The 20004-nt window shown below is 42.6% G+C and carries 20 protein-coding genes; 19 read left to right on the forward strand and 1 reads right to left on the reverse strand.

The window, feature by feature from the left end; all coding sequences use genetic code 11:
• The first annotated feature begins 74 nt into the window (after window positions 1–74).
• From EDD69_RS06155 to spoVM, 17 genes are all read left to right on the forward strand, one after another.
• On the forward strand, window positions 75–2750 hold the full coding sequence (locus EDD69_RS06155) for a calcium-translocating P-type ATPase, SERCA-type (RefSeq protein WP_132948084.1): 2676 nt from the start codon (window positions 75–77) through the stop codon (window positions 2748–2750).
• 121 nt (window positions 2751–2871) lie between these two features.
• Complete coding sequence (locus EDD69_RS06160; protein WP_132948085.1) at window positions 2872–3747, forward strand: YicC/YloC family endoribonuclease; 876 nt, start codon at window positions 2872–2874, stop codon at window positions 3745–3747.
• A gap of 55 nt (window positions 3748–3802) precedes the next feature.
• A complete protein-coding gene (gene remA, locus EDD69_RS06165) occupies window positions 3803–4066 on the forward strand; it encodes an extracellular matrix/biofilm regulator RemA (RefSeq protein ID WP_132948086.1) in 264 nt (87 codons plus the stop codon).
• A gap of 6 nt (window positions 4067–4072) precedes the next feature.
• Window positions 4073–4690, forward strand: a complete 618-nt coding sequence (gene gmk, locus EDD69_RS06170; protein WP_207893256.1) for a guanylate kinase — start codon at window positions 4073–4075, stop codon at window positions 4688–4690.
• A 3-nt stretch (window positions 4691–4693) separates the two neighbouring features.
• Window positions 4694–4900: a DNA-directed RNA polymerase subunit omega gene (rpoZ, locus tag EDD69_RS06175; protein ID WP_132948088.1), complete on the forward strand. Its 207-nt coding sequence runs from the start codon at window positions 4694–4696 to the stop codon at window positions 4898–4900.
• 69 nt (window positions 4901–4969) lie between these two features.
• Entirely contained in the window at window positions 4970–6172 is a 1203-nt protein-coding gene (coaBC, locus tag EDD69_RS06180; RefSeq protein WP_132948089.1) for a bifunctional phosphopantothenoylcysteine decarboxylase/phosphopantothenate--cysteine ligase CoaBC, read from the forward strand.
• Complete coding sequence (priA, locus tag EDD69_RS06185) at window positions 6169–8580, forward strand: primosomal protein N' (protein ID WP_132948090.1); 2412 nt, start codon at window positions 6169–6171, stop codon at window positions 8578–8580. The genes coaBC and priA overlap by 4 nt, the downstream gene beginning before the upstream one ends.
• 16 nt (window positions 8581–8596) lie before the next feature.
• Window positions 8597–9070, forward strand: a complete 474-nt coding sequence (def, locus tag EDD69_RS06190; protein ID WP_132948091.1) for a peptide deformylase — start codon at window positions 8597–8599, stop codon at window positions 9068–9070.
• Between the two features lie 9 nt (window positions 9071–9079).
• Window positions 9080–10027, forward strand: coding sequence for a methionyl-tRNA formyltransferase (gene fmt / locus EDD69_RS06195; protein ID WP_132948092.1), 948 nt, complete (start codon window positions 9080–9082; stop codon window positions 10025–10027).
• On the forward strand, window positions 10020–11363 hold the full coding sequence (gene rsmB / locus EDD69_RS06200) for a 16S rRNA (cytosine(967)-C(5))-methyltransferase RsmB (RefSeq protein WP_132948093.1): 1344 nt from the start codon (window positions 10020–10022) through the stop codon (window positions 11361–11363). The genes fmt and rsmB overlap by 8 nt, the downstream gene beginning before the upstream one ends.
• A gap of 1 nt (window position 11364) precedes the next feature.
• Complete coding sequence (gene rlmN, locus EDD69_RS06205; protein WP_132948094.1) at window positions 11365–12411, forward strand: dual-specificity RNA methyltransferase RlmN; 1047 nt, start codon at window positions 11365–11367, stop codon at window positions 12409–12411.
• A 4-nt stretch (window positions 12412–12415) separates the two neighbouring features.
• On the forward strand, window positions 12416–13165 hold the full coding sequence (locus tag EDD69_RS06210; protein WP_132948095.1) for a Stp1/IreP family PP2C-type Ser/Thr phosphatase: 750 nt from the start codon (window positions 12416–12418) through the stop codon (window positions 13163–13165).
• Window positions 13166–13171: 6 nt separating this feature from the next.
• A complete protein-coding gene (pknB, locus tag EDD69_RS06215; RefSeq protein ID WP_132948096.1) occupies window positions 13172–15091 on the forward strand; it encodes a Stk1 family PASTA domain-containing Ser/Thr kinase in 1920 nt (639 codons plus the stop codon).
• 32 nt (window positions 15092–15123) lie between these two features.
• A complete protein-coding gene (gene rsgA, locus EDD69_RS06220) occupies window positions 15124–16005 on the forward strand; it encodes a ribosome small subunit-dependent GTPase A (protein WP_132948097.1) in 882 nt (293 codons plus the stop codon).
• 3 nt (window positions 16006–16008) lie between these two features.
• Window positions 16009–16668, forward strand: coding sequence for a ribulose-phosphate 3-epimerase (gene rpe / locus EDD69_RS06225; protein WP_132948098.1), 660 nt, complete (start codon window positions 16009–16011; stop codon window positions 16666–16668).
• Between the two features lie 50 nt (window positions 16669–16718).
• A complete protein-coding gene (locus tag EDD69_RS06230) occupies window positions 16719–17366 on the forward strand; it encodes a thiamine diphosphokinase (RefSeq protein WP_132948099.1) in 648 nt (215 codons plus the stop codon).
• A 66-nt stretch (window positions 17367–17432) separates the two neighbouring features.
• Entirely contained in the window at window positions 17433–17513 is an 81-nt protein-coding gene (spoVM, locus tag EDD69_RS06235; RefSeq protein WP_003394991.1) for a stage V sporulation protein SpoVM, read from the forward strand.
• A gap of 30 nt (window positions 17514–17543) precedes the next feature.
• On the opposite strand, the gene rpmB is transcribed toward spoVM, so the two are convergent.
• Window positions 17544–17729 carry a 50S ribosomal protein L28 gene (gene rpmB, locus EDD69_RS06240; RefSeq protein ID WP_132948100.1) on the reverse strand — a complete coding sequence of 62 codons (186 nt, stop codon included), beginning with the start codon at window positions 17727–17729 and terminating at the stop codon, window positions 17544–17546.
• Between the two features lie 229 nt (window positions 17730–17958).
• On the opposite strand from rpmB, the gene EDD69_RS06245 reads away from it, so the two are divergent.
• Together EDD69_RS06245 and EDD69_RS06250 are read left to right on the forward strand one after the other, a co-directional pair.
• A complete protein-coding gene (locus EDD69_RS06245; protein ID WP_132948101.1) occupies window positions 17959–18321 on the forward strand; it encodes an Asp23/Gls24 family envelope stress response protein in 363 nt (120 codons plus the stop codon).
• A 17-nt stretch (window positions 18322–18338) separates the two neighbouring features.
• Complete coding sequence (locus EDD69_RS06250; protein WP_132948102.1) at window positions 18339–20003, forward strand: DAK2 domain-containing protein; 1665 nt, start codon at window positions 18339–18341, stop codon at window positions 20001–20003.
• The last annotated feature ends 1 nt before the right edge of the window (window position 20004 follow it).

Below are 20004 nucleotides of genomic sequence, written 5' to 3' on the forward strand. Positions count from 1 at the left end.
TATCATTTTATAGCATTTTTTTGGACGAGGGTGAATAAGCTTTCATAGATGAGTAAAGCGGAAGGGGGAGAGGGATGAATTGGCATGCATTGCGCATTCATGATGTTGAAAAAAAGGTAAACACGAACATGGCGAGCGGACTGACGGAAAAAGAAGCGAAAAAACGATTGAAACAATTTGGGACGAATGAGCTAAAAGAAGCGAAAAAGCCGTCTGCTCTTTTATTATTTTTCGGCCAATTTAAAGATTTTATGGTGCTAATTTTACTAATCGCGACGGTCATTTCTGGCTTCCTTGGGGAATACGTTGATGCGATTGCGATTATTGCCATCGTCATCATTAATGCCTTTTTAGGTTTTTTTCAAGAGCGGCGTGCGGAAAAGTCGCTAGAGGCATTGAAACAATTGTCCGCTCCAGAGTCGATCGTGCTGCGAAATGGGGAATGGGTGAAAATTCCATCTACTCAGCTGGTTGTCGGAGATATTGTGAAATTTTCAAGTGGCGATCGCATCGGTGCCGATTTGCGACTCGTTGAAGTAAAAGGGCTGGAAATTGAAGAATCCGCGTTAACAGGGGAATCGATTCCATCGGAAAAGTCATCTGAACCGATAGAGGGTGATCATGTTCAGCTTGGTGATCGGCATAATATGGCGTTTATGGGCACGCTTGTGACAAAAGGAAGCGGAGTTGGCATTGTAGTCGCTACGGGAATGAACACAGCGATGGGGCAAATTGCCGATTTGTTACAATCTGCTCCAACGATGATGACGCCGCTGCAACGCAAATTAGAACAACTCGGGAAAATTTTAATTGTCATCGCTCTTGGCTTAACGTGTTTGGTTGTTATGCTTGGCGTATGGCAAGGGCATGCGTTGTATGACATGTTTTTAGCTGGAGTGTCACTTGCGGTAGCGGCGATTCCAGAAGGATTGCCGGCCATTGTCACCGTTGTTTTGTCGCTCGGTGTCCAACGAATGATGAAAAAAAAGGCGATTGTTCGCAAATTGCCTGCCGTAGAGACGCTTGGTTGCGCTTCAGTTATTTGTTCGGATAAAACAGGAACGATGACTGAAAATAAAATGACCGTCACCCATTTATGGACGAATCGAAAAATGTGGACAGTGACGGGGACAGGATACGAACCGAAGGGAACGTTTTACTGCGACGGACGAGAAAGCAAGGTCGACCAACCGCTGCAGCAGCTTTTACTTTTTGGATGGTTGTGCAATCATTCTCAATTAAAGAAAAAAGGTCGAACGTATTATATTGATGGCGATCCAACGGAAGGCGCTTTAATTGTTGCAGCGGCAAAAGCGGGTTGGACAGAAGAGCGAATGAAAAAAGAGTTTGTGATTGAACACGAGTTTCCGTTCGATTCCGTGCGGAAAATGATGACCGTCATCGTGAAAGATCGAATGAATCGCCGTTTTGTTGTGACAAAAGGGGCACCAGATGTGTTATTAGAAAAATGCCGCTCCATTTTCATCGATGGAAAAGCGCAATTGATGAGTGGACATGAAAGAAAATATGTGCAAGCAACGATTGATTCGCTTGCGGCACAAGCGTTGCGAACGATTGCGATCGCTTATAAGCCGCTTCAAGCGAACGAAAAGATTTTGAATGAAATGGATGTAGAAAAAGAGTTAACATTTGTTGGATTGCAAGGGATGATTGATCCGCCACGCCCAGAAGTGAAACAAGCTGTTGAAGAATGTAAACGTGCAGGAATTAAGACGATCATGATTACTGGAGATCATGTACTGACTGCAAAAGCGATTGCGCGCAAATTAAATGTTTTGCCATCGAATGGAAAAGTGATGGATGGGGCGACATTATCAACGCTGTCAATTGAAGAATTGGAAGAGATGGTTGACGATGTATACGTTTTTGCGCGCGTATCGCCAGAGCATAAATTAAAGATTGTGCAAGCGTTGCAAAGACGCGGTCATATCGTCGCGATGACAGGAGATGGAGTCAACGATGCTCCAGCGATTAAAACAGCAAACATTGGAATTGCGATGGGAATAACAGGAACGGATGTTTCCAAAGAGGCAGCTTCACTTGTGCTATTAGATGATAATTTTGCGACGATTAAAGCGGCGATTAAAGAAGGAAGAAATATTTACGAAAATATTCGCAAATTTATTCGTTATTTGCTAGCTTCGAATGTCGGTGAAATTTTAGTCATGCTATTTGCGATGATTTTAGCCTTGCCGCTGCCGCTTGTGCCGATTCAAATTTTATGGGTCAATCTTGTGACAGATGGTTTGCCGGCGATGGCGCTAGGGCTTGATCCGGCTGAAGAAAATGTGATGAAGCGGCCGCCGCGCCATCCGAAGGAAGGGATTTTTGCGCGTGGTCTAGGATGGAAAATTATTAGCCGCGGCTTTTTGATCGGAGCGATGACGTTAATTGCTTTTATCGTTGTTTACACGCGCAATCCGAATGAGTTAGTGTATGCTCAAACGGTGGCATTTGCTACGTTAGTGATGGCGCAGCTGATTCATGTTTTTGATTGTCGAAGCGAGCGTTCTGTATTCGATCGGAATCCATTTGAAAATATGTATCTCGTCTTGGCGGTTCTTTCTTCTTTGCTTCTTTTGCTTGTCGTGATTTATTATCCACCGCTTCAGCCGATTTTTCATACGGTCGCTCTTCCGCTGACGGATTGGCTGCTGATTGTTGGGCTTTCTGCACTGCCGACATTTTTGCTTGCCGGTTCGCTTTTTCAAAAACGAAAGCGCCCGTGAAATGTTTTACTCATATAGTTTAAAATATGCTATAATAACATAATGACAAAAGGTAATGGAGTCTCTCTATTACCTTTCTTTGTTGAAGGAACTGAATAATGGAAATGATGGATGTGATATAATGATCTTGAGCATGACTGGTTTTGGTCGAAGTAAAAAAGAAAACGAAAACATGTCAATCATGGTTGAAATGAAATCGGTCAATCACCGTTTTTGCGAAATTTCGATTCGTATGCCTAGACAATGGATGATGTTTGAAGATAAAATCAAAAAAGTAGTAATGGAACATGTTTCTAGAGGTCGAGTGGAAGTATTTGTCACCATTCAAGGAGAAGAACTTGTTGAACGAAAATTGCAAGTCGATTGGCGCTTGCTTGATGAATATAACGAAGTATTGACGCAAATGTGCGACCGCTTTGGGTTGCAGCAAGACGTTTCACTTTTACACTTTCTGTCGTTCCCACATGCGATGGAAGTAATTGAAGAACCGGCAAAAAACGAAGAAATTGTTTCGCTTCTTGTTGATGCAACAAAGGAAGCTGCTTTACAATTAAGAAGCATGCGTGAACAAGAAGGGAAAGCGTTGCTCGATGATTTATTGCAGCAACTTGAAAAAATTGAGCAATGTGCAAAACGGATTGAAACGTTGGCGCCGAAGGTGGTTGCTCAATATCGCGAGCGCATTCACAAGCGCGTCAGCGAATTTTTGCAAGGAACGGTCGATGAAAATCGCATTTTAACGGAAGTGGCGATTTTCGCTGAAAAAATTGATATAAATGAAGAATTAAAACGCATTTACAGTCATATCGAGCAGTTTCGGATGACCGTTCGTCAACAAGAAGCCGTTGGCCGCAAACTCGATTTTTTAGTCCAAGAATTAAATCGCGAAATTAATACGATCGGTTCCAAAGCAAACGATCATGAAATCGCCGCTCAAGTCGTCGAAATGAAAAGTGCGCTTGAAAAAATTAAAGAACAAGTACAAAATGTGGAGTAGCTTGTTTATAATAAAATGGTTGCGGCGACACTAGATTCAAGTAGGGGGAGCATTTATGGGGATAAAGTTAATCAATATCGGGTACGGGAATATGGTCTCGGCGACAAGGATTATTTCGATTGTTAGTCCCGACTCTGCTCCGATTCGACGCATTGTCCAAGATGCAAGAGAAAATGGAAAACTGATTGATGCAACGCATGGAAGACGAACGAGAGCGGTTCTCATTATGGATAGCGACCATGTCATTTTATCTTCTGTTCAACCTGAAACCGTAGCACAACGTTTACTCAATCGCGATGATGTATCAGAAGAAGGGTAGGGATTGTTGGTGAGCGAGAGAGGTTTATTAATTGTTTTATCTGGTCCATCTGGAGTAGGAAAAGGAACAGTTCGCAAAGCGTTATTTTCACAGCCAGATATTAACTTACAATACTCGATTTCAGTGACAACAAGAAAACCGCGCGAAGGAGAAGTAGACGGAGTTGATTACTTCTTCAAAACGCGCGAAGAATTTGAGCAAATGATCCGCGAGAATAAGTTGCTTGAATGGGCTGAGTATGTTGGCAACTATTATGGAACGCCGATCGATTATGTCGAAAAAACATTGCAAGAAGGAAAAGATGTATTTCTAGAAATTGAAGTGCAAGGTGCGCTTCAAGTTCGTAAAGTATTTCCAGAAGGATTGTTTATTTTTCTCGCCCCTCCTAGCTTAAGCGAGTTGAGAAAGCGCATTGAGATGCGCGGCACAGAGTCTGAAGAGCTCATCCGCGATCGTTTAAGAGCAGCTAGGGAAGAGCTCGAAATGATGGATGCATACGATTATGTTGTGGAAAATGATCGAGTTGAACTCGCTTGTGAACGAATTAAAGCGATCGTGATGGCTGAACATTGCCGCCGCGAACGAGTCGCATGTCGATACAAAAAAATGTTGGAGGTTGAGTGAAAGATGTTATATCCTTCTATCGACTTATTAATGCAAAAGTTAGATTCAAAATATACGCTTGTGACGGTCGCAGCAAAACGTGCCCGTCAACTTCAAGAGAAAGATGATTTAACGATTGAAAAACCAGTATCGAAAAAGTTTGTTGGAAAGGCATTAGAGGAAATTGCGGCTGGCCACATTGAAGTCGGCAGAGAAGATGAAGCCGAATAAGCTGAACATGACAACCTAATCTTTTAGGTTGTTATTTTTTTACAAAGTCAAATCAGGGGGACTATAGCCATGGTAAAGGGAAAAAACGTTTTATTATGCGTGACAGGCGGAATCGCCGTTTATAAAGCGGCAGCGTTAACGAGCAAACTTGTCCAAGCAGGAGCAAATGTAAAAGTCATTATGAGCGAAGCGGCGTGTCATTTTGTGACGCCGCTGACGTTTCAAGCGTTATCAAAAAATGAAGTATATGTCGATACGTTTGACGAGAAAAAACCAAATGTGATTGCCCATATCGATTTAGCCGATTGGGCCGACCTCGTTTTAGTGGCTCCTGCGACAGCCAATACGATTGGGAAGTTAGCAAATGGGATTGCAGATAACATGCTTACGACGACGCTATTAGCAACGAAAGCCCCGATTTGGATTGCCCCGGCGATGAATGTTCATATGTATGATCATCCTGCCGTTCAAGAAAATATGAAAAAATTAATGTCCTTTGGTTATCGATTTATTGAGCCAGCAGAAGGATTGTTAGCATGCGGATATGTTGGCAAAGGGAGACTAGAGGAACCTGAAACGATCGTTGCTTTGTTGGAACAACATTTTGCCAATGGATCATTATTAAAAGGGAAAAAAGTGCTTGTAACCGCTGGACCAACTCGCGAAAAACTGGATCCGGTGCGCTTTTTCAGCAATCATTCAACAGGGAAAATGGGATATGCGATCGCCGAAGCCGCCTTTGCTTTTGGCGCGGACGTCACATTAATTTCAGGCCCAACTTCTTTGCCTGATCCGCATGGAGTAAAGACGATTCGCATCGAAAGCGCTCAAGAAATGTATGAGGAAGTGATGAACTATTTTCATGATAGTGATATCGTCATTAAAACGGCGGCCGTTGCTGATTACAGACCAAAGTATGTAGCGAAAGATAAGATTAAAAAACAGCCGGGTGACTATACCATTGTGATGGAGCGAACGGTCGATATTTTAAAAGCGCTAGGTGAACAAAAAACAAAACAGTTTTTAGTCGGTTTTGCTGCCGAAACAAACGATGTGGAGCGTTATGCAAAAAATAAGCTAGAAAGCAAAAATGCCGATATGATTGTTGCGAACAATGTTGTTCAAGCAGGGGCGGGATTCGGCACGGATACAAATATCGTTACGCTATTTAAACGAGACGGTTCTAAAAAAGAGTTGCCGCTATTACCAAAATCGGAAGTGGCGAAAGAAATTTTGCTCGAAATTTGTCGTGAGCTTGAGGCGATTGTATGAAAGTAGCATCTGTCATTGTCGATATACCGACGCGCCAAACCGATCGGCCGTTTGATTATTTGGTTCCAGACGAATGGGAAGATGTTGTTCAAGCCGGCATGCGCGTCATCGTTCCGTTTGGGACAAGATTGCTTCAAGGATTTGTCATTGACACCAAATCCGATACAGAGGTTGAAAAGCTCAAGCCGATTCATTCGTTGCTGGATGTCGCCCCTGTATTAAATGAAGAATTATTGCAATTAGGAAAATGGCTAACAGAGACGACGCTCTGTTTTATGATTTCGGCATTGCAAGCGATGCTGCCAGCCGCAATGAAAGCAAAATATGAGAAGGAAATTCATCTCATTCAAGAACGAATCGATCATCTTCATGAAGATGTGCGCTTATTTTTTGGCGACAGAACGGTGGTTTCTTGGCGCGAAATTGAACATACATCTCTGCTGCCGCTGTTGCAAAAAGAAATCGCGAAAGGGCATTTGGAAGTCGTTTATCGTGTCGAAGAGAAGGGGAAGAAAAAAACAGCCAAATGGGTGGAATTAACATCAACGGCTGAACAAACGATGGAAGCGATGAGCCGTTTGTCGGCTCAAGCGGTTAAGCAAAAAGAAATTTTGCAATTTCTGCTTGAGAATGGCCCTTCTTTTCCGTTGAAACAGCTTCTTGAAGAAACAAACAGCTCTTTATCCGCCATTAAATCGCTCGTGCAAAAAAAGTTGGTCGTTGAAAAAGAAATCGAAGTATATCGAGATCCGTTTGCCGATCGAACATTCGCCAAAACGTCTCCTCTTCCGCTTACCGAAGATCAGCAGCGAGCGATTGCTCCAATTTTAGCAGGCATTGAAAAAGGAGAACATGATGTTTTTTTAATGTACGGTGTGACCGGAAGCGGAAAAACGGAAGTATATATGCAGACGATTGATGCGGTCTTAAAACAAGGAAAAGAAGCGATTGTTCTCGTTCCAGAGATTTCGCTTACTCCGCAAATGGTGAAGCGGTTTAAAGGGCGATTTGGTTCAAAAGTAGCGGTGCTTCATAGCGGATTATCGCTCGGTGAAAAATATGATGAATGGCGCAAAATTCAGCGAAAAGAAGTGCAGCTTGTCGTTGGAGCGCGCTCAGCCATTTTTGCTCCATTTGAAAATCTTGGCATCATTATTATTGATGAGGAGCATGAAACGAGCTATAAACAGGAAGAAAATCCTCGTTATCATGCGCGCGATGTGGCTATTTTTCGCGGTCGTTATCATCGCTGCCCTGTTGTTCTTGGCAGCGCGACCCCTTCGCTCGAGTCGTTTGCGCGCGCCAAAAAAGGGGTATATAAGCAATTAACCTTAAAAAAGAGGATGAATGACAAAGCGCTGCCGCCGGTTGACATTGTTGATATGCGTGAAGAATTGCGCGCCGGAAATCGTTCCATGTTTTCGCGCCTTTTATTTGAAAAATTAAAAGATCGACTCGAAAAAGGGGAGCAATCCGTTTTGTTTTTAAATCGCCGCGGGTATTCTTCGTTTGTGATGTGTCGCGATTGCGGACATGTCATTCAATGCCCGCATTGCGATATTTCGCTGACGTATCATCGCGTTCAGCAACGATTGAAATGCCATTATTGCGGATATGAACAAGCGGTTTTGCATCGCTGTCCGTCTTGCGAAAGTGAACATATTCGTTTTTTTGGCACGGGTACGCAAAAGGTAGAGGAAGAGCTAGGAAAGCTGTTACCGGAGGCGCGCGTCATTCGGATGGATGTTGACACGACGAGCCGAAAAGGGGCGCACGAACGTCTGTTAAATGAATTCGGCGAAGGAAAAGCTGATATTTTATTAGGGACACAAATGATTGCCAAAGGATTGGATTTTCCAAAGGTGACATTAGTCGGCGTGTTGGCAGCCGATACGATGCTTTATCTTCCCGACTTTCGTTCGGCCGAAAAAACGTTTCAATTATTGACGCAAGTAAGCGGAAGAGCAGGACGTCATCAGCTTCCGGGAGAAGTGGTCATTCAAACCTATACCCCTGACCATTACAGCATTGAGCTAGCGGCTAAACATGACTACGAAACGTTTTATGAGCGAGAGATGCTGATCCGTAAAAAGCATGGCTATCCGCCATTTTACTATTTAACGCTGATCACCGTTTCGCATCCGGAAGCAACGAAAGCGGTGGCCATTACGGATAAAATTGTCCACTATTTACAAAAGCAATTATCGTCTCAAGCGATCATTCTTGGCCCAGTTGCTTCTCCGATTGCGCGGATGAACGATAGATATCGTTATCAATGCATGATAAAATACAAACGAGAACCAAACTTTTCATCTGTTTTGCGAAAAATTGTTGACCATTATCAACAAGAGATAAACAGAGGCGAATTAACGATTACGATTGATTTAAATCCATATATGATGATGTAAATTGGAGGAACGTGCATTGGCTATATTAGAAATTGTGAAATATCCAGCTCCTATTTTAGAAACACCTTGTAAAAAAGTAACAACCTTTGATCGTCAGCTTGTCAAACTGTTAAATGACATGTATGATACGATGATCGCCGCCGATGGGGTGGGATTAGCCGCCCCGCAAGTCGGCATTGATCAACAAATTGCGATTGTCGATATTGGCGATCGCCATGGGCGAATTGAATTGATTAATCCTGTGATCATTGAAGCGCGCGGCGAACAAATCGGTCCAGAAGGATGTTTAAGCTTTCCAGGGCTTTTTGGAGAGGTAAAGCGCGCCGATTATGTAAAGGTGCGTGCGCAAAATCGCCGTGGCCGTACATATACGCTTGAAGCGAACGGGTTTTTAGCTCGAGCGTTACAGCATGAAATCGATCATTTACAAGGAATTTTATTTACGACAAAAGTGATTCGTTATTATGAAGATGGAGAGTTAGAAGGGTAGGTAGGATCGATGACAAGAATTGTGTTTATGGGTACACCAGACTTTGCCGTTCCGATTCTTGAGCAGCTAGTGAAAGATGGCTACAATGTCGTGGGAGTCGTGACGCAACCGGATAAGCCGAAAGGAAGAAAACAGCAATTGACGCCTCCGCCGGTCAAAGTAAAGGCGGAGCAATACGGAATTCCTGTGTTGCAGCCAACGAAAATTCGTGAAAAAGAGCAATATGAACAAGTGATTGCCTTGCAGCCCGATTTAATTGTTACAGCGGCATTTGGGCAAATTTTGCCGAAAGCGTTATTAGATGCACCGAAATATGGCTGCATTAACGTTCACGCTTCATTATTGCCAGAGTTGCGCGGCGGTGCACCTATTCATTACGCCATCTTGCAAGGAAAAGAAAAGACAGGGATTACCATTATGTACATGGTGGAACAGCTCGATGCCGGCGATATTTTGACGCAAGTGGAAGTGCCGATTGACGAGCGAGATACAGTCGGAACCTTGCATGATAAGCTAAGCGAAGCGGGAGCAAAATTGCTTTCCGAAACGATCCCTCTTTTGCTCTCTGGAAACATTACACCTGTGAAACAAGATGAAACAAAAGCGACATTCGCCTATAACATTAAGCGAGAGCAAGAAAAGATTGATTGGTCCAAAAGCGGGGAAGAAATTTATAACCATATTCGCGGCATGAATCCGTGGCCTGTTGCTTATACAACGCTGCAAGGGCATGTGTGGAAAATTTGGTGGGGCGAAAAAGTAGCCATGCCTCATTCGGCACGGCCGGGAACCATTATTGCTGTTGAAGAAGATGGCATCATTGTTGCGACAGGAAATGAAACAGCGATCAAAATTACGGAGTTACAACCAGCCGGAAAAAGAAAAATGACAGCGACTGAATTTTTGCGCGGAGCGACGGTGCAAATTGGAACAATGTTAGGGGATGAACATGAATAAAGCGAATGTACGGAAATTGGCGCTTGATGTTCTTTTGGCGATCGAGGAACGTGAAGCGTACAGTAATTTATTGCTAAATAAAGCGATCGAAACAAATTCTTTATCTTCGAAAGATGTCGCATTATTAACGGAAATTGTGTACGGGACGATTCAGCGCCGCGATACGCTTGACTATTATTTAAAACCATTTATGAAAACAAAAAAGCTTGAGCGATGGGTTCATATTTTGTTGCGCCTTTCGCTGTATCAAATGATCTATTTAGATCGTATTCCTGATCGGGCGATTTTATTTGAAGCCGTTGAAATTGCAAAAAAGCGCGGCCATAAAGGAATTGCATCGATGGTGAACGGGGTGCTTCGCTCCATTCAACGTCAAGGAGTTCCTTCCCTTGAACGCATTCGCAATGAAGTTGAGCGCTTATCCATCGCGACAAGCCATCCCCGCTGGCTCGTTCAACGTTGGGTCGAACAATTCGGGATGGAAGAAACCAAAAAAATGTGCGAAGCAAATTTGCTTCCTCCTGAGCAAACGGCGCGTGTCAATACATGGAAAACAACGGTGGCTGAAGTGTTAACGATGTTAAAAGAAGAAGGGATCGAAGCTGTTCCATCCAACGTGGTCGATGCGGGAATTAAGATTTTAAAAGGGAATGCGGCACGGACAAAAGCATTTCGTGAAGGATTGCTCACCATTCAAGATGAAAGCTCGATGCTTGTTGGGTATGCGCTAGGCGTTCATGAAGGAGATCGCGTTCTAGATAGCTGTGCGGCTCCAGGCGGAAAGACGACGCATATTGCCGAATTGTTGCGAAATACAGGGCAAGTGATTGCCCTTGATCTTCACGAACATAAAGTCAAACTGATCAAAGAGCAAGCGGAGCGCTTAAATCTTTCCAATGTGGAAGCGATGCAAATGGATAGTCGCGACGTTGGCGCTCGTTTTTCTGAAGAAAGTTTTGATAAAATTTTAGTGGATGCTCCTTGTTCTGGATTGGGTGTGATCCGCCGCAAGCCGGAAATTAAATATAATAAAAAAGAAGAAGATATTGAGCAGCTCGCGTCCATTCAACTTGACATTTTAAGCGCGGTTGCGCCGCTGTTGAAAAAAGGCGGCACATTAGTATATAGCACATGTACGATTGACCGCGCTGAAAATGAACGTGTGATCGCGCAATTTTTAGCCACTCATCCGCAGTTTGAACTCGATCCTACGCTCGAAAGCCGCTTGCCAGCGCCTGTCCAGCGCTACGTTCATAATGGACAATTGCAGTTGTTGCCGCATTATTTTTATTCTGACGGATTTTTTATTGCATCATTGCGAAAGAAAGGTGAATAACATGAAACGATCGATTTATTCGATGCGCTTTGAAGATTTGCAGGCATGGTTACAAGAACAAGGAGAAAAGCCGTTTCGCGCTACACAAATTTTTGAATGGCTGTACAAAAAAAGGGTCACATCGTTTGCGGACATGACGAACTTGCCCAAATCATTGCGCGAACGACTTGAAGAAACATTTGTCATCACAACATTAAAGACACTTGTGCAACAAACATCAAAAGATGGGACGATGAAGTTTCTATTTGAACTTCACGATGGTTATTCAATCGAAACGGTATTAATGAGACATAATTATGGAAATTCGATTTGTGTAACGACACAAGTTGGTTGCCGAATCGGCTGTACGTTTTGCGCATCGACACTCGGAGGATTAAAACGAAATTTAGAGGCTGGAGAAATTGTCGCTCAAGTCGTTAAAGTGCAAAAGGCGCTTGATGAAGTCGGTGAACGAGTGAGCAGCATTGTCGTCATGGGAATTGGCGAACCGTTCGATAATTATGATGAGCTTATAAAATTCCTTAAAATTGTCAACCATCCAAAAGGATTACAGATCGGCGCCCGTCATATTACGGTTTCAACGAGCGGAATTATTCCTAAAATTTATCAGTTTGCTGATGAAAATATGCAAATTAACTTTGCGATTTCGCTTCATGCCCCAACGACAGAACTGCGCACAAAACTAATGCCAATCAATCGTGCATATAAACTTCCAGATTTAATGGAAGCCGTTCGCTACTACATTGAAAAGACAGGGCGACGCGTTACGTTTGAATATGGTTTATTCGGCGGTGTAAATGATCAAATTGAGCATGCAGAGCAATTGGCACAGTTAATTAAAGGATTAAAGTGCCATGTCAACTTAATTCCTGTTAACTATGTGCCTGAGCGCAATTATGTTCGCACGCCGCGCGATCAAATTTTTGCCTTTGAACGAGCATTGAAAAAACATGGAATTAACGTAACCATTCGCCGCGAACAAGGTCATGATATTGATGCAGCATGCGGTCAACTGCGTGCAAAGGAGCGCAAAGAAGAGATGAGGTGAAAAAATGAAAGCGGTATTTCAAACCGATGTTGGAAAGCTTCGACCTCATAATGAAGACAACGGTGGGGTTTTTGTTAATCAAGATGGGGATTATTTGGCAATCGTTGCTGATGGAATGGGAGGGCATCTTGCAGGAGATGTAGCGAGCGAGATGACCATTACACAATTAAAGGAATTTTGGGAGAAAACGTCGAGCATTTCTTCGCCTGAAGTGGCGGAAAAATGGCTGAAAGAACATGTAATGAAAGTAAATGAATTGTTGTTTCAACATTCACTAGCCAACGATGAGTGTCAAGGAATGGGAACAACGTTGGTTACGGCCATTTGCACAAAACAATTCGCAACGATTGGCCACATCGGAGACAGCCGTTGCTATTTGTTAAATGCCAACGGTTTTCAGCAAATGACCGAAGATCATTCTCTCGTCAATGAACTTGTTAAAACAGGACAAATTTCGAAGAAAGATGCGGAACACCACCCGCGTAAAAACGTTTTGCTGCGAGCGCTTGGCACGGAGCAAACGATTCAATTAGACGTAAAAACCGTGACGGTAGAAGAAGGCGATGTATTGCTTCTTTGCTCAGATGGATTGTCGAATAAAGTTTCTGAGCAAACCATGGTCGATGTTTTAACTTCAGAGCAACCGCTAGAAGCGAAAGCGCAAACGCTCATTGATTTAGCTAATGAATATGGGGGAGAAGACAATATTACGTTAGCGATCGTGCAATTTTCATTTGAATGTGAAAGTGGGTGATCGTTCGTGCTCATCGGCAAACGATTAAACGGCCGCTACAAAATTTTGCAGCTCATCGGCGGCGGAGGAATGGCCAACGTATATTTAGCAAATGACATGATTTTAGAGCGAGATGTCGCCATTAAAGTGCTGCGTTTAGATTTTGTAAATGACGAACAGTTTATTAAACGATTTCGTCGCGAAGCACAGGCGGCAACGAGCCTCAATCACGAAAACATCGTCAGCATTTACGATGTCGGTGAAGACGAAGGAATCTATTATATCGTTATGGAATATGTGCGCGGTTGCACGTTAAAGCAATACATTCAACAACACGCTCCTTTAACTGTTTCAGAAGTGTTGCGCATTATGGAACAATTAACAGGAGCGATCGCCCATGCCCATCAAAATCGAATTGTTCATCGCGATATAAAGCCGCAAAATATTTTAATTAATGAAGACGGAACGGTAAAAGTGACCGATTTTGGGATTGCGGTTGCTTTAAGTTCTACGACGATTACACAAACGAATTCAGTTCTTGGCTCCGTTCATTATTTATCCCCTGAGCAAGCAAGAGGGGGAATCGCAACAGAAAAAACGGATATTTACTCGCTTGGAATTGTCATGTTCGAACTTTTGACTGGTCGATTGCCTTTTTCTGGCGAATCGGCTGTATCTATTGTGCTAAAACATTTGCAGGCGGATACCCCATCGTTGCGACAATGGAATCCAAACATTCCACAAAGTGTTGAAAACATTGTGTTAAGAGCGACAGCTAAAAATCCGCTTCATCGCTATGAAAGCGTTTCGGAAATGCAAGAAGATATTCGTACGGCCCTGTTACCTGAACGGCTTCATGAAGAAAAATTTGTCATTCCTAGCGAAGATGACGAAGAAACAAAAATTGTACCGATTATTAAACAAGAAAAAGTGCAGTCACAGCCGCAAGAGGCTGTTCCTGTCAAAAAAGAACGGCGTCAAAAAAAATGGATTCGATGGCTGATTGGAGTATCGATTCTTTTTGCCGTTGCTGGCATCAGCGCAGTCACTTGGATTCCAGCGCTCTTCTTCCCAAAAGATGTTGCTGTTCCAGATGTAACGAATCAAGATTACGACGAAGCTGTTACCAATTTAGCTTCGTTAGGATTTGAAATTAAAGATACGATGAATTTAGAAAATAATGAAATCCCTGAGGGGAAAGTGATTCGCACAAAGCCTGAAGCGGGAGAAATGGTAAAAAAGGGAACAGCGATTACGATTTACAAAAGCATCGGGAAGAAAAAAGTATCATTTGATAACTACATCGGCCAAAACATTCACGATGTAGAATCGGTATTGCAAAAACAAAATTATTTACTGATCGATAAAAAAGAAATCTACAGCGACGAACCACCTGGAACGATTATTGATCAAATTCCATCCCCGGGTGAAATGGTCGTTCCAGAAGAAACAGAAGTGTTGTTTACCGTAAGCATGGGACCTGAAAAAATTATTTTAAAGGATTTAACAGGCTACACAGAAAAAAGTGTTAGAGATTATGCGGCAGATCAGCAGTTGTATGTCATTGTTAAGCAACAATATTCCGATACGGTTGAAAAAGGGTTAGTTATTTCACAAACGCCGCAAGCGAATGCGAGATTGGACAAAGGTTCAACGATCACAGTTGTCATTTCTCTTGGAAAGGAACCGGTTTCGACGAAAAAAGTGGTTCAAGAAATCGATATTCCTTACGAGCCGACAGTGGAAGGGGAACCGTTGACAGCGGAATTGTATATTGAAGATGAAAATCATGATTTCGCAACTCCTTATAAAACGTATCGGCTTACGAGCAGTGTAAAAGAGCGAGTAGAATTTATAATCAAGCAAGGAAATAAAGGGCGTTACCGCGTTGTTGTGAACGGAACGGTTGTTCGTGAAGGAATTGTTCCTTATCCAACTACACCTTAATGATACTATAATAACGATAAAGGAGTGAGGCTATGACAGAAGGAAAAATTATTAAAGCTTTAAGCGGTTTTTATTATGTATTAAGCGACGGTAAAGTATTCCAATGTCGCGGTCGAGGATTATTTCGTAAACAAAAAGTAACCCCTCTTGTCGGTGATTACGTGTCTTTCGAAGCGCAAAATGAACGAGAGGGCTATATTTTGGAAGTGTTTGAACGAAAAAATGAATTGATTCGTCCGCCGATTGCCAATGTTGATCAAGCGATTCTTGTTTTTTCGGCGGTCGAACCTGATTTTAGCTCGGTTCTTTTAGATCGTTTTCTCGTTTTAATTGAATCAAAAAATATTCGTCCAGTGATTGTGATTAGCAAAATGGATTTAATCGATGATGAGACAAAGCCGATCATTGAACGTTACATTTCTGATTATCGCCGCATTGGCTATGATGTGATTGAAACATCGATCACAACGAAACAGGGAATTGATCAATTGCTTCCGTACTTAAAAGGAAAAACGTCCGTTTTTGCTGGACAGTCAGGCGTAGGAAAATCTTCTTTATTGAATGCGCTACGACCTGATTTACATCTGAAAACAGGGGATATTTCCACCCATTTAGGGCGAGGAAAACATACAACAAGACATGTTGAGTTAATTGAAATTGGTGGCGGATTAGTGGCGGATACGCCAGGGTTTAGTTCGTTAGAATTTATCGACTTAGAAGCGGAAGATTTGCCGCTTTGTTTCCCTGAATTTCGCGCGCTTAGTGACGAGTGCAAATTTCGGGGATGTATGCATATGGCTGAGCCGAAATGTGCGGTCAAAGCGGCTCTCGAAAACAACGAAATTCCTTCTTATCGCTACAAACATTATGTAAGTTTTATGGAAGAAATTAAAGAGAGAAAGCCGAGGTATTAAAACATGGTTAAAATTGCGCCTTCGATTTTATCAGCCAATTTTGCGAAGCTTGGTGAAGAAATTTTAGATGTGGAACGCGGGGGAGCGGATTACATTCATGTCGACGTAATGGATGGACATTTTGTCCCAAATATTACAATCGGTCCGCTCATTGTTGAAGCGATTCGTCCGCTTACCTCGTTGCCGCTCGATGTTCACTTAATGATTGAGGAGCCGGATCGTTACATCCCGGTATTTGCGAAAGCGGGTGCCGACTATTTATCTGTACATGTTGAGGCGTGCCCGCATTTACATCGGACGATTCATCTTATTAAAGAACATGGTGTTAAGGCAGGAGTCGTGTTAAATCCGCATACACCGGTTTCCATGATTGAACATATTATTGAAGATGTTGATTTAGTGCTTTTAATGACGGTGAACCCGGGATTTGGAGGACAAGCATTCATTCCTGCTGTGTTGCCAAAAATTCGGCAAGTGGCACAACTTGTCAAAGAAAAAAATGTGCCTGTCGAAATTGAAGTCGATGGCGGAATTAATCGTGAAACGGCAAGGCTTTGTGTAGAGGCAGGAGCGAATGTTCTTGTGGCGGGTTCAGCGATTTATAACGAAGCCGATCGAGCAAAAGCGATTCAATTGATTCGTGAGGGTGTTCCAAAAGTTTAACTTTTGGGACATCCTTCTTTTCATATTAAAGGAAGATGGGGAGTGAAAAGATGATCGTTCATATTTTAGCTGGGGGACCGAGTGAATTTGTTCCTAATTTGCTTGCCTATCATCATGAAGGCGTCTGTTGGGTTGGGGTTGATCGCGGCGTCGTTGAATTGTTGAAAGCAGGAATTGTGCCAAAAAGGGCATTTGGCGATTTTGATTCCATTAGTGAAAAAGAGCTGCAATGGTTAAAAGAGCGAGTGCCGCATTTGGACGTTTGGCCGTCAGAAAAAGATCAAACCGATACAGATATTGCGATCGATTGGGCGTTGGCGCAAAAACCAGAAAAAATTCGCCTATTTGGCGCGACAGGAGGACGGCTTGATCATTTGTTTGGCAATATTCAAACAATCATGAAAGGAAGCGATGGAGCGATTGAATTAATTGATCGGCAAAATATCGTGACCATTCATCGCAAAGGGGAGCATGTCATTGAACAAAGCGATTCATATACATATGTATCGTTTATTCCGATTACCCCTATTAAAGAATTAACGCTCGAAGGATTTAAATACCCATTAACGAGAAAAGACGTTCCCCTTGGTTCCACATTATGCATTAGTAATGAACTCATCCATTCTTTTGGTACTTTTTCTTTTTCTGAAGGCATATTAATGATGATAAGAAGCAAGGATGAAAAGCAGGGCTTCTAGGCACGATTTGCGTGGAGATGAATATATTTATAAAAACCATTGTTATGCATTAGGGGAGGGAATGATGTGAAATTTTATACAATTAAGTTGCCAAAGTTTTTAGGTGGCATTGTTCGTGCGATGTTAAATTCGTTCAAGAAGGGATAAAAAAAGCACCAACGACTGGTGCTTTTTTTATTAGACGCGTTGAACTTTTCCAGATTTAAGTGCACGAGCAGAAACCCAAACGCGCTTTGGTTTTCCGTCTACTAAAATGCGAACTTTTTGAAGGTTTGCTTTCCATGTACGGCGGCTAGCGTTCATTGCGTGTGAACGAGCGTTTCCGAATGATTTTTTCTTACCAGTTACAAAGCATTTTGCCATTTTTGTTTCCCTCCTCACTTGCCAAACTACGTGCTAAAAACACTACTATAATTTATCATACATAAAAAAGGATTGCAATACTTCAAATCAAAGCTTTCAAGAAAATAACCTTGACATTCATTTTTTATTTCGGCTAAATAATACTATGGATGGGGGAATGGCTTTTAAAAATGAACGGAGTATAGTACAATGGCGTTAGCCAACGTGAATAAGAAAGGGGAACTGAACTATGTCCATTGAATTGCAAACGAAATATGGACGCGTCGAAATCAGCAATGATGTGATTGCTACAATTGCTGGTGGAGCAGCGGTCGATTGTTACGGAATCGTCGGAATGGCATCGAAAAATCAATTAAAAGACGGCATCGCTGAAATTTTAAGACGTGAAAACTTTTCAAAAGGGGTCGTTGTTCGTCAAGAAAATGATGAAGTACATATTGATATGTACGTCATCGTTAGTTACGGTACAAAAATTTCTGAAGTCGCACACAATGTGCAAACAAAAGTGAAATATACGCTAGATAAAACACTAGGATTATCTGTTCAATCGATCAACATCTATGTTCAAGGGGTTCGCGTTACGAACCCATAGTGAGGAGGAAACTGTCTGTGGCAATTAAAACGTTAGATGGGAAACGCTTTGCAAACATGGTTTTGCAAGGTGCTGCGCATTTAGCTAACAATGCAAAAGTGGTCGATGCGCTTAACGTCTTCCCTGTGCCGGATGGAGATACAGGGACCAATATGAATTTATCGATGACGTCAGGTGCGAAAGAAGTCAAAAATAACGTCTCTGAACATATCGGGAAAGTCGGAAGCGCCCTTGCAAAAGGATTATTAATGGGTGCACGCGGAAACTCTGGGGTTATTTTGTCACAATTATTTCGCGGTTTTGCGAAAGCCGTTGAACAAAAAAGCGAAATTGACAGTAAAGAGTTTGCTGCTGCATTAGAGGCAGGAGTGCAGACGGCATACAAAGCGGTCATGAAGCCGGTAGAAGGGACGATTTTGACAGTTGCAAAAGACGCGGCGAAGCGTGCGGTTGCGGTAGCGAAAAAAGAAGAGGATATCGTCGTTGTCATGGAAGAGGTTGTGAAAGAGGCAAAAGCTTCTTTGCAACGGACACCACAATTACTTCCTGTTTTAAAAGAAGTAGGGGTTGTCGATAGCGGTGGACAAGGATTGGTTTTTGTTTATGAAGGATTCCTTGCTGGGTTAAAAGGTGAAACCGTTTCTGATGTCCAGACGCCATCGATGGAAGAATTAGTGCGTACGGAACACCATCGCAGCGCACAAAGCCATATTGATACAGAAGATATCGAATTTGGATATTGCACGGAATTCATGGTGAAGTTTGAACAAGAAAAATTAGCGAAACATCCGTTTCATGAAGAGAAGTTTCGTCAAGATTTAAGTCAATTCGGCGACTCTCTTCTTGTCATTGCCGATGAAAACTTAGTTAAAGTCCATATTCATGCAGAACATCCAGGAGAAGTGTTAACGTACGGTCAACGTTACGGAAGTTTAATTAACATTAAAATCGAAAACATGCGCGAGCAGCATGCGAACATTGTTCACGAATCAACCGCTCCTGCTCCAAAAAAAGAAAAGAGAAAGGAACGTTATGGCATTGTAACCGTCGCAATGGGCGAGGGTGTCGCGCGGTTATTTAAAAGCATCGGAGCTCACGCTGTCATTGAAGGCGGCCAAACGATGAATCCGAGCACGGAAGATATCGTCAAAGCGATTGAAGAAGTGAACGCGGAAACAGTTTTCGTTTTGCCAAACAACAAAAATATTATCATGGCCGCGCAACAAGCAGCGTCAGTTGCTGAATGCGAGGTTGTCGTGATTCCTTCGAAAACTGTTCCACAAGGCATGACCGCTTTATTAGCGTTCAACCCGTCCGCTTCGCGCGAAGAAAACGAACAAGCGATGACGGAAGCTCTTCTTCATGTTAAAACAGGCCAAGTGACATTCGCTGTGCGTGATACGAACATCGATGGAGTCGAAATTACAAAAGATGACTATATGGGCATTGCAGACGGAAAAATTATTGTATCCGAAAAAGACTTATTGGCTGTCGTGCAAACATTGTTGTCCCATATGATTGAGGAAGAAGATGAAATTTTAACGATTATTTATGGAGAAGGAGCAACCGACGAAGACGTAACAAAAGCTGTTCAATTTGTTGAATCTCAGTTCCCGCATATCGAGGTAGAAACGCATTTTGGTGGACAGCCGCTTTATCCATTTATTTTTGCAATTGAATAAC

Origin of the sequence: Thermolongibacillus altinsuensis (assembly GCF_004341205.1) — a bacterium.
Taxonomy (GTDB): Bacteria; Bacillota; Bacilli; order Bacillales; family Anoxybacillaceae; genus Thermolongibacillus; species Thermolongibacillus altinsuensis.

Bases quoted from the DNA above. Each gene is read 5' to 3' on its own strand.
- rpoZ (WP_132948088.1), top strand. From the start codon at position 4,694: ATGTTATATCCTTCTATCGACTTATTAATGCAAAAGTTAGATTCAAAA.
- rlmN (WP_132948094.1), top strand. From the start codon at position 11,365: ATGAAACGATCGATTTATTCGATGCGCTTTGAAGATTTGCAGGCATGG.
- EDD69_RS06230 (WP_132948099.1), top strand. From the start codon at position 16,719: ATGATCGTTCATATTTTAGCTGGGGGACCGAGTGAATTTGTTCCTAAT.
- fmt (WP_132948092.1), top strand. From the start codon at position 9,080: ATGACAAGAATTGTGTTTATGGGTACACCAGACTTTGCCGTTCCGATT.
- rpmB (WP_132948100.1), bottom strand. From the start codon at position 17,729: ATGGCAAAATGCTTTGTAACTGGTAAGAAAAAATCATTCGGAAACGCT.
- EDD69_RS06160 (WP_132948085.1), top strand. From the start codon at position 2,872: ATGATCTTGAGCATGACTGGTTTTGGTCGAAGTAAAAAAGAAAACGAA.
- priA (WP_132948090.1), top strand. From the start codon at position 6,169: ATGAAAGTAGCATCTGTCATTGTCGATATACCGACGCGCCAAACCGAT.
- rsgA (WP_132948097.1), top strand. From the start codon at position 15,124: ATGACAGAAGGAAAAATTATTAAAGCTTTAAGCGGTTTTTATTATGTA.
- EDD69_RS06155 (WP_132948084.1), top strand. From the start codon at position 75: ATGAATTGGCATGCATTGCGCATTCATGATGTTGAAAAAAAGGTAAAC.
- remA (WP_132948086.1), top strand. From the start codon at position 3,803: ATGGGGATAAAGTTAATCAATATCGGGTACGGGAATATGGTCTCGGCG.
- EDD69_RS06210 (WP_132948095.1), top strand. From the start codon at position 12,416: ATGAAAGCGGTATTTCAAACCGATGTTGGAAAGCTTCGACCTCATAAT.
- rpe (WP_132948098.1), top strand. From the start codon at position 16,009: ATGGTTAAAATTGCGCCTTCGATTTTATCAGCCAATTTTGCGAAGCTT.
- coaBC (WP_132948089.1), top strand. From the start codon at position 4,970: ATGGTAAAGGGAAAAAACGTTTTATTATGCGTGACAGGCGGAATCGCC.
- rsmB (WP_132948093.1), top strand. From the start codon at position 10,020: ATGAATAAAGCGAATGTACGGAAATTGGCGCTTGATGTTCTTTTGGCG.
- EDD69_RS06245 (WP_132948101.1), top strand. From the start codon at position 17,959: ATGTCCATTGAATTGCAAACGAAATATGGACGCGTCGAAATCAGCAAT.